This window comes from uncultured Streptococcus sp. (assembly GCF_963511325.1).
In the GTDB taxonomy this organism is placed as follows: Bacteria; Bacillota; Bacilli; order Lactobacillales; family Streptococcaceae; genus Streptococcus.
On sequence record NZ_CAUPII010000007.1, the window covers coordinates 70,365 to 82,389 of the forward strand.

General features: G+C 40.4%; 11 protein-coding genes. 3 read left to right on the forward strand and 8 right to left on the reverse strand.

The window, feature by feature from the left end:
• Window positions 1-55: 55 nt before the first annotated feature.
• Window positions 56-1,618: a glutamine-hydrolyzing GMP synthase gene (gene guaA / locus RQ973_RS03745; RefSeq protein WP_248034583.1), complete on the forward strand. Its 1,563-nt coding sequence runs from the start codon at window positions 56-58 to the stop codon at window positions 1,616-1,618.
• Window positions 1,619-1,688: 70 nt separating this feature from the next.
• On the opposite strand, the gene RQ973_RS03750 is transcribed toward guaA, so the two are convergent.
• The 7 genes from RQ973_RS03750 to rpsO all read right to left on the reverse strand — a co-directional run bounded on the left by RQ973_RS03750 (window position 1,689) and on the right by rpsO (window position 8,153).
• A complete protein-coding gene (locus RQ973_RS03750; RefSeq protein ID WP_311522796.1) occupies window positions 1,689-1,889 on the reverse strand; it encodes a hypothetical protein in 201 nt (66 codons plus the stop codon).
• A 174-nt stretch (window positions 1,890-2,063) separates the two neighbouring features.
• Complete coding sequence (locus RQ973_RS03755; protein WP_248034580.1) at window positions 2,064-3,407, reverse strand: DEAD/DEAH box helicase; 1,344 nt, start codon at window positions 3,405-3,407, stop codon at window positions 2,064-2,066.
• A 156-nt stretch (window positions 3,408-3,563) separates the two neighbouring features.
• Window positions 3,564-4,259: an alpha/beta hydrolase-fold protein gene (locus RQ973_RS03760; RefSeq protein ID WP_311522797.1), complete on the reverse strand. Its 696-nt coding sequence runs from the start codon at window positions 4,257-4,259 to the stop codon at window positions 3,564-3,566.
• Complete coding sequence (locus RQ973_RS03765) at window positions 4,240-5,250, reverse strand: ABC transporter substrate-binding protein (RefSeq protein ID WP_311522798.1); 1,011 nt, start codon at window positions 5,248-5,250, stop codon at window positions 4,240-4,242. Before RQ973_RS03765 ends, RQ973_RS03760 begins: the two co-directional genes overlap by 20 nt.
• A gap of 22 nt (window positions 5,251-5,272) precedes the next feature.
• Window positions 5,273-6,028 carry an ABC transporter ATP-binding protein gene (locus RQ973_RS03770; RefSeq protein ID WP_311522799.1) on the reverse strand — a complete coding sequence of 252 codons (756 nt, stop codon included), beginning with the start codon at window positions 6,026-6,028 and terminating at the stop codon, window positions 5,273-5,275.
• Window position 6,029: 1 nt separating this feature from the next.
• Window positions 6,030-7,076 (reverse strand): iron ABC transporter permease, encoded by a 1,047-nt coding sequence (locus RQ973_RS03775; protein ID WP_311522800.1) that lies wholly within the window; start codon window positions 7,074-7,076, stop codon window positions 6,030-6,032.
• An 807-nt stretch (window positions 7,077-7,883) separates the two neighbouring features.
• Window positions 7,884-8,153, reverse strand: a complete 270-nt coding sequence (rpsO, locus tag RQ973_RS03780) for a 30S ribosomal protein S15 (RefSeq protein ID WP_001018251.1) — start codon at window positions 8,151-8,153, stop codon at window positions 7,884-7,886.
• A 501-nt stretch (window positions 8,154-8,654) separates the two neighbouring features.
• Between rpsO and RQ973_RS03785 the strand changes: the two genes are divergently transcribed.
• Window positions 8,655-8,978, forward strand: a complete 324-nt coding sequence (locus RQ973_RS03785; protein WP_075231215.1) for a 30S ribosomal protein S15 — start codon at window positions 8,655-8,657, stop codon at window positions 8,976-8,978.
• 53 nt (window positions 8,979-9,031) lie between these two features.
• Window positions 9,032-10,975: a threonine--tRNA ligase gene (gene thrS, locus RQ973_RS03790; RefSeq protein ID WP_075231214.1), complete on the forward strand. Its 1,944-nt coding sequence runs from the start codon at window positions 9,032-9,034 to the stop codon at window positions 10,973-10,975.
• A gap of 205 nt (window positions 10,976-11,180) precedes the next feature.
• On the opposite strand, the gene RQ973_RS03795 is transcribed toward thrS, so the two are convergent.
• Window positions 11,181-12,025, reverse strand: an 845-nt coding sequence (locus RQ973_RS03795) for a DUF389 domain-containing protein (RefSeq protein ID WP_311522801.1), incomplete at its 5' end; no start/stop codon positions are given.

A 12,025-nucleotide genomic window follows, 5' to 3' on the forward strand; every position in this document is an offset into this window, starting at 1 on the left:
TAACCCTTTTATGATAGAATATTCAAGAAGATATTTCTTTTAAGAAAGGGAAAAGATGAGCAACATTTCAACTGATTTGCAAGATGTCGAAAAGATCATCGTACTGGACTATGGTAGCCAGTACAACCAACTCATCTCACGTCGTATCCGTGAGATTGGTGTCTTTTCAGAACTAAAAAGTCACAAGATTTCGGCTGACGAAGTCCGTGCTATCAATCCTATCGGGATTGTACTTTCAGGTGGTCCAAACTCTGTTTACGAAGAAGGATCGTTTGATATTGATCCAGAGATTTTTGAACTTGGAATTCCGATTTTGGGAATCTGCTATGGTATGCAGCTATTGACTCACAAGCTTGGTGGTAAGGTTGTTCCTGCAGGCGATGCTGGTAACCGTGAATACGGTCAATCAACATTGACTCACACAGAATCAGCTCTTTTTGCGGGTACTCCAGATGAGCAACTTGTCTTGATGAGCCATGGGGATGCTGTTACAGAAATTCCTGCTGATTTTGTCCGTACTGGAACTTCTGCTGACTGTCCTTACGCGTCTATTGAAAATCCAGACAAGAAAATCTATGGTATCCAATTCCACCCTGAAGTTCGCCACTCAGTACACGGTTATGATATCCTCCGAAACTTTGCCTTGAACATCTGTGGTGCCAAAGGCGACTGGACAATGGATAACTTCATCGATATGCAAATCAAACAAATCCGTGAGAAAGTTGGAGACAAACGTGTTCTCCTCGGACTTTCTGGTGGTGTTGACTCTTCTGTTGTTGGGGTTCTTCTCCAAAAAGCCATCGGGGATCAATTGATCTGTATCTTTGTAGACCACGGTCTTCTCCGTAAAGGTGAAGCTGACCAAGTTATGGATATGCTTGGTGGTAAGTTTGGTTTGAACATTGTCAAAGCAGATGCTGCCAAACGTTTCCTTGATAAATTGGCTGGTGTATCTGATCCTGAACAAAAACGGAAGATTATCGGTAACGAGTTTGTTTATGTCTTTGATGACGAAGCAAGCAAACTAACAGATGTGAAATTCCTTGCTCAAGGAACTCTTTATACAGATGTGATTGAGTCTGGTACTGATACTGCTCAAACCATCAAGTCTCACCACAACGTGGGTGGACTTCCTGAAGATATGCAGTTTGAACTCATCGAGCCTTTAAATACTCTTTACAAGGATGAAGTTCGTGCCCTCGGTACTGAACTTGGCATGCCAGACCACATCGTATGGCGCCAACCATTCCCAGGTCCAGGACTTGCTATCCGTGTCATGGGTGAAATCACTGCAGAGAAACTTGAAACAGTTCGTGAATCAGACGCTATCCTTCGTGAAGAAATTGCCAAAGCAGGTCTTGACCGCGATATCTGGCAATATTTCACTGTTAACACTGGCGTTCGTTCAGTAGGTGTTATGGGAGATGGCCGTACTTACGACTATACCATCGCTATCCGTGCCATCACTTCTATCGATGGAATGACAGCTGACTTCGCTAAGATCCCTTGGGAAGTCCTCCAAAAGATCTCTGTCCGCATCGTAAACGAAGTTGACCACGTTAACCGTATCGTCTACGATATCACAAGTAAACCACCTGCAACCGTTGAGTGGGAATAAAATCATAATATTAAAGTCTAAAATCCCATCAGAGAATTTCTGATGGGATTTTAATATTTCATGATGATTCTTACCAAAAAAACTTTCGATAAATTCTAACAATCGTTAAAAAGATAGCATAAAGTACACCTAAGATAGTTAAAACTATTTTTCCAGTAGTCACTTCTGAACCAATAATCAATATATGAAAGAGAGGAGCGAGACCGCTACATACAGATATCAAATAAGCAATAACATTTATTTCACCAATCCCAGCAATAAAGTCTTTCATTTACCTTCTCCTACAATCAACTTTTAATTTAAATATACTATAAACTTCAAAAAATTAAAAGAATGTTTAGATTAAATATTAATTTTCCCAATATCATCTACTTATGAATTCTGTCAACCCCGATGTAGAACTATAAAAAAACAGTAAAACCAACTTGGTTCTACTGTTTCATTTTTAAAATGTCTGGCGCTTGGCTTTGCGTTCAGCTCGTCCGCGGGCACGACCTTCTGCTCGCTTGGCTTTACGACGTTTTTCATCGACAGCCCACTGGATTTTTTTCTTATATCCTGGTTTGACTTTTTTCTTTTTCTTTTTAACCAAGCCAATCATTTCGATGTCCAATTTTTCTTGTTTCTTCTCACGATTGGCACGGCGATCGCGGTCATAGGTATCTTGGAATTCTCCGTCTTTAACCATCTTAGGCACAAACTTGATCCCTAGTTTCTCTAACTCACGAATATCTGAGTCGTCACTAGGCTGGTAAAGGGTAATGGCTGTACCAGGCAGACCATTACGTCCAGTTCGTCCAACACGGTGGACAAAGAAGGACAAGTCTTGTGGGATAGCATCATTAATAACGTGGCTGACACCTTCAATGTCAATCCCACGCGCAGCCAAGTCAGTCGCAACGATGTACTCAAAATCAAGGTTCTTCACCTGATTCATGATACGTTTACGTTCACGAGGTGCAATATCTCCATGAATCTTAGCAACCTTCAAGCCTTGGGCTGTTAAATATGTATGCAATTCATCTGCACGAGTCTTAGTATTGACAAAAATCATGGCTAGATATGGTTGCATGACTTGAGTCAATTCATAAATCTGGGCATTCTTGTCACGTCCCTTAGTCGAAATCAACCAGTTATCAATGGTGTCAGAGATAACTGTTTTGGTCTTGATTTTTTCCATGACAGGATTTGACAAGTATTTTTTCAAGAATGGTTGCAATTTTTGTGGGATAGTTGCTGAAAAGACCATGAACTGCAAGTCTTTCGGAAGACTTCCCGCAATCTTATCAACTGTTTCCAAGAATCCCATATCCAAGGTCATATCAGCTTCATCGACTACAAAGGTCTTAGCCTTGTGGATGGCAAGATCACCAGATTTTACCAAATCATAGATACGACCTGGTGTTCCGATAACAATGTGGGGCTGGTTGCTTGCCAGTTTTTCAATTTGGCGGGCCTTGTCTGTACCACCAACATAGTTAACAACACGAATTTCTACTTCTGAATGTCCTGCAATTTGACGAGCAGCTTGGTAAATCTGAGTCGCCAGTTCACGACTTGGAGCTGTGATAACTGCCTGCACGCTATCGCTCTCTTCATCCAACTGTTGGAAAATCGGAAGCAAGAAGGTATGAGTTTTCCCTGAACCTGTTTTTGATTCACCAACCAAGTCTCGACCAGCCAAGACAATAGGAATCAACTTATCCTGCACCTCGGTAGGAGTCGTAAACTTCAACTCCTCCAAAGCTTCTTCTATATATTTTTTAAATTTAAATTTCGTAAATGACATAATATCCTCGATTCTATCTATCTATTCATTATACCACATTTTGATGCATTTCAGTTAAACTTTCATTTTAGATAAACACACTGAAATTTTAAAATGTACCCGAATAAAGACAAGAAAAATACTCTCTGTCCATTATAAACAAAGAGTATTACATCTTTATGTAAGCTTCCATTCTTTTTTTAACCAATCACAAAAATGTTGATAGCGTTGGTCGAGAGCTTCATGATGCCCATATGCATCAAAGGTGGAATATGTTGAGGGAACTGCTTCTGAAATCAGATCATGAAGTTCCCTTGCAAAAAGAGGAGCCTTAGACAGACGATTTGAGTGATTGACACCTTCTATCTGACCATTTTGCAGATAAATCAGACTTTGTCTCTGTATCAAGTCATGTTCCCTGCAAAAGTCTATAAATTCTGGATACCAGAAAGAACCACAGATAGAAAAGATACAGGTCGCAGGAAGATGACTACTATAGAGACTATAAACAGCTGCAAGACCGCCCAGTGAATAGCCACCATAAGCAATCCTACTTTCATCAATCAAGTAATCCTTTTTCAAAGTTGTTAGAATCCCTTGAAAGAGCTTCTGATGGTATGCATCTACCTTCCCACCAAAATCTGGGGCCCCTTCTTTCAAAGCACCAGCCTTCCAAGGTGTAAAGTCATCCAGACGATTTTCTGGAATCAAGCCCACTAGAATCACAGATTGGGATAGGTCTGATAAATAATCCAGTTCCCCATCATTTAAAAGCACAAGTGGATAGGCTTGTTGAGGATCATAGTTTGAAGGAAGACTGATCCTAACTTGAATCCCTTCCCAGTTAAACTCCTTATTGCTTGATAAAGTCATTGATCTTCTCAAGGGAATCAATCACTGCAGGACCGTAATCCATCAGCTCATCGTAAGAGATAGTCATGATTTTTTGATTCTTGATTGCTGGTACATTTTCCAAAACAGCATTTGCCTTCATCAAATCCACTGCTTTTTCATCTAATTTTTGATTGCGGTCACTAGTTACATAGATAATCAACTCTGGATCCATTGAGACTAGATTTTCCAGGGTCAAGCCAGAAGTTCCTGTTGCGACATTGGTATAACCAAGTTGGTTAAGCAAGCTTTCCTGAAGGGCTGACTTGTAAGCACCAAAGGTTTCGTCATTGTAGGCCACCATAATCAAAGCTTTTTTCTTTTCACCCTGTGTTTCTGGGTTTGCTTTTTTAACCGCATCGATTTTAGCTTGTAATTGTTCTGCATATTGGTTAGCCTTGTCTTGGACATTGAAAATGGTACCAAGATTCTTCACATCTTCTACGATATTTCCTAAATCCTGTTGGATATTTGAAAGTGAAGCTTTTTGCGTATAAACAGGGATTTTGTTTTCATTCCAAGCACTAATGGTTCCCATTGACTTTTCAGAGAACATCATGTTGCGTCCCATCAAGGCATCAGGTTCATAAGAAAGAACTGTTTCTTGTGAGACAGATTTTTTATCACCAATATGAGGGATGGCTTCAATTGCTTCCTTGTATTTACCAGTTACAGCATTATCAGGATTGAGCATGCCAGCAATTTTATCTTGCAAACCGAGTTCAAGTAGGATTTCAGTTGTTGAGAGGTTGTTGGTGATGACCTTTTCAGGTGCCTTTTCAAATACTTGTTCGACTTCGTTTCCTTTAGCATCATAAGTTTTGATAGTTACAGGATAGCTGGTTTCTGTATTAGCTTTTTGACTTGTCTCTGTGCTTGATTGTGTGGTAGCTTTTTCTGTTGCACTATTTCCACAAGCTGCTAAAGTTAAGGTAGCTACTGTTAGGAGCAATATACTAAGTGATTTTTTCATGTTTTGTTTTCCTTTTCATTTTTTATAAATAGTGAATCATAGCTTGCTGATCTTCTGTCCAAGTTACCTTACTTTGAACGCCATAGACAGTCTGCAATGACTCGGGTGTGATGGTCTCTTTTGGAGTACCTTGGTAAACAATCTCCCCTTCTTTCATTAGATAGAGATAGTCTGAATAGCGACAAGCCAGCTGAATATCATGCAAGACAGCTAGCACATTGATCTGAAGATTTTTGACAATGGTCAATAAGTCTAGCTGATACTTGATATCCAAATGATTGGTCGGTTCATCTAAGAGCAAGAGGGTCGGCTCTTGGGCCAAGGAGCGTGCTAACAGAACCCGCTGCTTCTCTCCTCCTGACAAAGAAGAGTAGAGTCGATTTCTCTTTTCAAGCAGATCTACCTTGACCAAAGCATCCTCAACCAAAGCAAAGTCTCTGTCTTTTTCCTTTTGCAAGAAAGAGAGATGGGGAGTTCTGCCCAGCATGACAATCTCCTCAACCGTACAATCAAACTGGAGTTGATTAAACTGCGTGATGACTGCCATCTGCTTTGCCGTTTCTTTGACGCTCATTTGGTCTAGAGGCTTCCCATCTAAAGAAATCAAGCCCTGATCAGGCTTTTCCTGTCGATAGAGGAGTTTCAGCAAGCTAGTCTTCCCACTGCCATTTGGTCCTAAAATGGTATGAAATTGGTTGCCCTCAAGTTTAAGTGAGACTCCTTTGAGAATTTTTTTCTCTCCGATTCCAAAGTGAATATCCTGACACATTAAGTCCATATCAGACCCTCACCTCCCTTCGTCTACTTCCAACCATGTAGATAAAGAAAGGTGCACCTACTAAGGCTGTGAAGATACCAATCGGAAGTTCAGCATTCTGAATCAAGACACGAGAAAGAACATCTGCCCAAACGACAAAGAGGGCGCCTAGTAAGGTTGCAATCGGAAAAAGCCTTTTGTAATTTGTCCCTACCAAACTTCGAGCCAAATGCGGTGTAATCAAACCGACAAAACCAATAATCCCACAGGTCGATACCAAGATTGCTGTCATTATAGCCACAATCGTCACATAAAGATACCAGTAAAAACGTAGGGGAATCCCTAAGGTCAAAGCCGCCTCATCACCCATCATCATGGCATTAAAAACACGATATTGGGTAGAGAAAAATAAAAAAGCAATTCCCACGATTATAGTTGGCAAGGTTAAGTGAGCCCAGGAAGTCCCCGCTAAAGAACCCATGGTCCAAAACTTGATGGTCATGACACTATCAGCATTAGCGCCAATTGAAATAATAAAGTTTGAAAAAGCCAAAAATAGTGCATTCACAACTGTCCCTGATAAAATCAGGCTGGAAGTTGTCATCCTGCCTTGCATGGAAGCAATCAGAAGGACTGCAACTGTTGCCACAAGCGCTCCAAGGAAAGAGCCAAGACCAATCATGACCTTAAATCCGAGGATGATGCTCAAAGTCGCACCAAAGGTTGCCCCAGCAGAAATTCCTAACACATAGGGTTCTGCGATTGGATTATTGACCGTTGACTGCATGACGCTACCACACATGGAAAGGCCTGCACCAACTATCAAACCAAGAAAAACCCGGGGTAACCTCATATTCCAAACAATAGCAAGTGTAGATTTTGAAAGGTCTCCTATATCCAACGGAGCTCCCATCTTACTCAATATAATCCGATAGGTATCACTCAAACTAATTTGAACTGAACCCATAGAAACAGCCAAAAATAGAGAAACTCCCAAAGTTCCGAGCAACAGAGATAGGAGAAAAACATACCGCAGGTTTTGATGGCTTCCAGAAGATTTGGAAATCATAAAACTCTCCCTTAATAAAATTAAAAATTTAGACAATTTTCATAAATAGTATACCACATTTCTAAATCAGGAACAAGGCTAGAAAGATACAGATAAAAAGACTGTTGAAACTAGAGAGCTGATTGAGCTCAGGCTAAAATCCTAATGAAACTAAAAAATCTCCCCGATAGGAGACCTTTCTGGTTTATTTTACCTTACAGTGCTAGGAACTGTAACCGAAGAACATACTTGAGTATATCGAGGTAAGGTGACGAAAATAAAAAAAGCCCTCTGAAGTCAGAGAACTCATTTGAGCTCGGGCTAAAATACAGAAAAACAAAAAGACTACCCAATCGAGTAGCCTTATTTCAAGATGTGCTCAATTGAACACGGCCTAAGCGCTTGGCAAAAAAGATAAAATCTCCTAGAAACTGAAGTTTCTTCGTCAATTTTCCTATTTTTGCTTTGTGCTTTTGACGGCCTTTGTATCTTGAGTCTTGCTGGACAAAACGTTTATAGACTAGGCGGCAAGCCGAAGATTGTATTAAAAGTCTAGTGAAACTAAAAAATCTCCCCAAAGGGAGAATATCTGGTTTATTTTACCTTACAGTGCTAGAAACCGTAACCGAAGATTATACATGAGCATACCAAGGTAAGGTGACAAAAGTAAAAAAGCTACCCAATTTAGAGTAGCTTCATTATCAAGATATGCTCAATTGAACACGGCCTAAGCACCTGGCAAAAAAGATAAAATCTCCTAGAAACTGGAGTTTCTTCGTCAATTTTCCTATTTTTGATTTGTGCTTTTGACGGCCTTTGTATCTTGAATTAGCGACGAAGTCCTAGAGAGTTGATTAACTCACGGTAACGGTTAACGTCGTTTTTACGCAAGTATGCAAGCAAGTTACGACGGCGACCGATTTTTTTCATCAATCCACGGTAAGTAGCGTGGTCTTTTTTGTGTTGTTTGATGTGTTCGTTAAGGTGGTTGATTTCCCAAGTAAGGACAGCAACTTGAACCTCTACTGAACCTGTATCACCTTCGTGACGTGCATATTGTGCGATGATTTCATTTTTTTTCTCTTTTGAGATTGCCATGATGTTTCTCCTTTTTATTTGGCTTCATCCGAGTGACAGGTTGGCATGCCTGCAACCAAGAAGAAGTTATTTGTCTTTACGACAATCCCTATTCTACCAATAACTAACATCTTTGTCAACAGATTTACTTTCTTTCTCTTTGCTTCACTAATACAATTAAGATTGTCAATTTCTGCTAATATTACCATAGCTGATTACCAACGCCTTTCCAACAAGGAAATTCAAAAAAATCTACAAATATCTTGAAAATTTTCACAATCATGCTATAATAATCCATAGAGACAAGTCACTTAGTCCCTTTCTACTAGAGAGTGCGTGGTTGCTGGAAACGCATAGGAAGCCTAAACTGATACTACTCTACTGACTTTTATGAAAACATAAAACGGTGGCCACGTTAGAGCCAATCAGAGGTGTCCCTCTCTTTTGAGGACATAAATGAAGGTGGAACCACGTTGCGACGTCCTTTCGAGGATGTCGCAATTTTTTATGAGGAGACTAACTATGGAGTTGCAAGAATTAGTGGAGCGCAGTTGGGCAATCCGACAAGCTTATCACGATCTGGAAGTTAAGCATCATGATTCCAAGTGGACGGTCGAAGAAGACCTCTTGGCTTTATCGAATGATATTGGAAATTTCCAACGATTGGTGATGACCAAGCAAGGACGCTACTATGATGAAACACCCTACACACTGGAACAAAAACTTTCAGAAAATATCTGGTGGCTAGTAGAACTTTCTCAACGTTTGGATATAGACATTCTGACGGAAATGGAAAACTTCCTCTCTGATAAAGAAAAGCAATTGAACATTAAGACTAGGAAGTAGTCTGCAAAAAAGTCAATGCTTAGAAACGGTGAAATAATAAAAAGGAGAACATCATGATTAACATTACTTTCCCAGATGGCGCTGTTCGTGAATTCGAATCTGGCGTTACAACTTTTGGAATTGCCCAATCTATCAGCAATTCCCTCGCTAAAAAAGCTCTTGCTGGTAAATTTAACGGCAAACTCATTGACACAACTCGTGCTATCACTGAAGACGGAAGCATCGAAATCGTGACACCTGATCACGAAGATGCCCTTCCAATCTTGCGTCACTCAGCAGCTCACTTGTTCGCTCAAGCAGCTCGTCGCCTCTTCCCAGACATTCACTTGGGTGTCGGTCCAGCTATCGAAGATGGTTTCTACTACGATACAGACAACCAAGCGGGTCAAATCTCTAACGAAGACCTGCCTCGTATCGAAGAAGAAATGAAGAAAATCGTTAAAGAAAACTTCCCATCAATCCGTGAAGAAGTGACTAAAGACGAGGCGCGTGAAATCTTCAAAAACGATCCTTACAAATTGGAATTGATCGAAGAACACTCAGAAGATGAGGGCGGTTTGACTATCTACCGTCAAGGTGAGTATGTGGACCTCTGCCGTGGCCCACACGTCCCATCAACTGGTCGCATCCAAATCTTCCACCTTCTCAATGTAGCTGGTGCTTACTGGCGTGGAAATAGCGACAATGCTATGATGCAACGTATCTACGGTACAGCTTGGTTTGACAAGAAAGACTTGAAGAACTACCTTCAAATGCGTGAAGAGGCTAAGGAACGTGATCACCGTAAACTTGGTAAAGAATTGGATCTCTTTATGATTTCTCAAGAAGTTGGTCAAGGTCTTCCATTCTGGTTGCCAAATGGAGCGACTATCCGTCGTGAATTGGAACGCTACATCGTCGACAAGGAAATCGCTGCTGGTTACCAACACGTCTACACTCCACCAATTGCCTCAGTTGAACTTTACAAGACTTCTGGTCACTGGGATCACTACCGTGAAGATATGTTCCCAACCATGGATATGGGTGACGGGGAAGAATTCGTCCTTCGTCCAATGAACTGTCCTCACCATATCGAGGTCTTTAAACACCATGTTCACTCTTACCGTGAATTGCCAATCCGTATTGCTGAAATCGGTATGATGCACCGTTATGAAAAATCTGGTGCTCTTACAGGGCTTCAACGTGTACGTGAAATGTCCCTTAATGATGGTCACACTTTCGTAACACCTGAACAAATCAAAGATGAGTTCCAACGTACGCTTCAATTGATTATTGATGTTTACGAAGATTTCAACTTGACTGACTATCGTTTCCGTTTATCATATCGTGACCCTCAAGATACTCACAAGTACTTTGATAATGATGAAATGTGGGAAAATGCTCAACGTATGTTGAAATCAGCTATGGATGACATGGGACTTGACTACTTTGAAGCTGAAGGTGAAGCAGCCTTCTACGGACCAAAATTGGATATCCAGGTGAAGACAGCCCTTGGTAAAGAAGAAACTCTTTCTACTATCCAGCTTGACTTCTTGCTTCCAGAACGCTTCGACCTTAAATACATCGGAGCTGATGGTGAAGAACACCGTCCAGTTATGATTCACCGTGGTGTTATCTCAACTATGGAACGCTTCACAGCTATCTTGATTGAAAACTACAAGGGTGCCTTCCCAACATGGCTTGCACCTCACCAAGTAACTCTTATCCCAGTTTCTAACGAAAAACACGTGGACTACGCTTGGGAAGTAGCTAAGAAACTCCGTGACCGTGGTGTTCGTGCCGATGTGGATGAACGCAATGAAAAAATGCAGTTCAAGATTCGCGCTTCTCAAACACAAAAGATTCCTTACCAATTGATCGTTGGTGACAAGGAAATGGAAGAGAAGGCTGTAAACGTTCGCCGCTATGGTCAAAAAGAAACTGAAACTATGCCGGTAGACGCATTTGTAGAATTGATTCTTTCAGACATAGCCAACAAATCACGAGTTGAAAAATAAACGATAAAACCTGGGATAAAAATTCCAGCTACATAAAAAAGCAACAACTGAAAACGTTGTTGCTTTTTTATGTAGCCTGAGCTATTAGTGATTGGTCAAACTTCCACAAATGTATCCTCATCAACGATCCTTTCTATCCACTAACTTTTGGATATAGGATATCCTCCCAAGATTTGCTTCCTCGAGTTAGATAAGTTGACTATCCTCAGTCCTTGTCTGCCTCAATTTCTTTTACGATGTCATCTTGTGAATCTTTTTCAGAGAGTTTTTGATCGATATACTTGTTAATGGTTTCATAAAATTCCTTGGTCATCTCACTATCTAATTTTGTCGAATTATGGACCTGATTGACTTTCAATTGAATAGATTGAATACCGTAAGAGGCTTGTTTTTGGCGGATTGTTTCTAATTCTTCTTCTGAAATCGGATCTCCAACAACTGTCAAAACCAATTCATTGTCCCTAGACTTATAGACTTGATTAATGACCGTATGATTGGCGAACTCTTTGCCTACAAACTGTTTAATCCCTTCTTTTCGTGCTTGATCTATCGTCAGAGTGACTGCTGAATAGCTGGCTGGAAGAACCAATAATACAATTAAGGATATCAACCCAATTCTCATTTTAATGTTTAGCTCTTTAAATGAACTTAAAGGAGATTTTCTCATTAAAATTCTAGTTCCAACAATATTGGTTAGCATGATAAAGACACAGTTGATCAAGAAAAGATAGAGAGCCCCAAATAAAAATCGTACATTTCCATTAGCTAAACCATAACCTGCAGTACAGATAGGTGGCATCAGAGCTGTTGCAATAGCTACTCCTGGCACAATATTATTTGCTTCTTTTTTCCTTGAACCAATTACACCTGCTATCCCACCAGCAATAGCAATGAGAACATCCCAAATTGTTGGAGAGGTTCGTGCAATCAACTCGCTACTTGCATAAGATAAGGGAGAAATCCAGAAATACAGAGTCGAGACAAGCAAACTGACTAATACTTGAGTAAATAAAACCTCTAGAGATTGCTTGATTAAACGCGTATCAAAAA

What these genes read in the sequence shown, in the direction of transcription:
- guaA (WP_248034583.1), top strand. Translation starts at nt 56, where the DNA reads ATGAGCAACATTTCAACTGATTTGCAAGATGTCGAAAAGATCATCGTA.
- RQ973_RS03750 (WP_311522796.1), bottom strand. Translation starts at nt 1,889, where the DNA reads ATGAAAGACTTTATTGCTGGGATTGGTGAAATAAATGTTATTGCTTAT.
- RQ973_RS03755 (WP_248034580.1), bottom strand. Translation starts at nt 3,407, where the DNA reads ATGTCATTTACGAAATTTAAATTTAAAAAATATATAGAAGAAGCTTTG.
- RQ973_RS03760 (WP_311522797.1), bottom strand. Translation starts at nt 4,259, where the DNA reads ATGACTTTATCAAGCAATAAGGAGTTTAACTGGGAAGGGATTCAAGTT.
- RQ973_RS03765 (WP_311522798.1), bottom strand. Translation starts at nt 5,250, where the DNA reads ATGAAAAAATCACTTAGTATATTGCTCCTAACAGTAGCTACCTTAACT.
- RQ973_RS03770 (WP_311522799.1), bottom strand. Translation starts at nt 6,028, where the DNA reads ATGGACTTAATGTGTCAGGATATTCACTTTGGAATCGGAGAGAAAAAA.
- RQ973_RS03775 (WP_311522800.1), bottom strand. Translation starts at nt 7,076, where the DNA reads ATGATTTCCAAATCTTCTGGAAGCCATCAAAACCTGCGGTATGTTTTT.
- rpsO (WP_001018251.1), bottom strand. Translation starts at nt 8,153, where the DNA reads ATGGCAATCTCAAAAGAGAAAAAAAATGAAATCATCGCACAATATGCA.
- RQ973_RS03785 (WP_075231215.1), top strand. Translation starts at nt 8,655, where the DNA reads ATGGAGTTGCAAGAATTAGTGGAGCGCAGTTGGGCAATCCGACAAGCT.
- thrS (WP_075231214.1), top strand. Translation starts at nt 9,032, where the DNA reads ATGATTAACATTACTTTCCCAGATGGCGCTGTTCGTGAATTCGAATCT.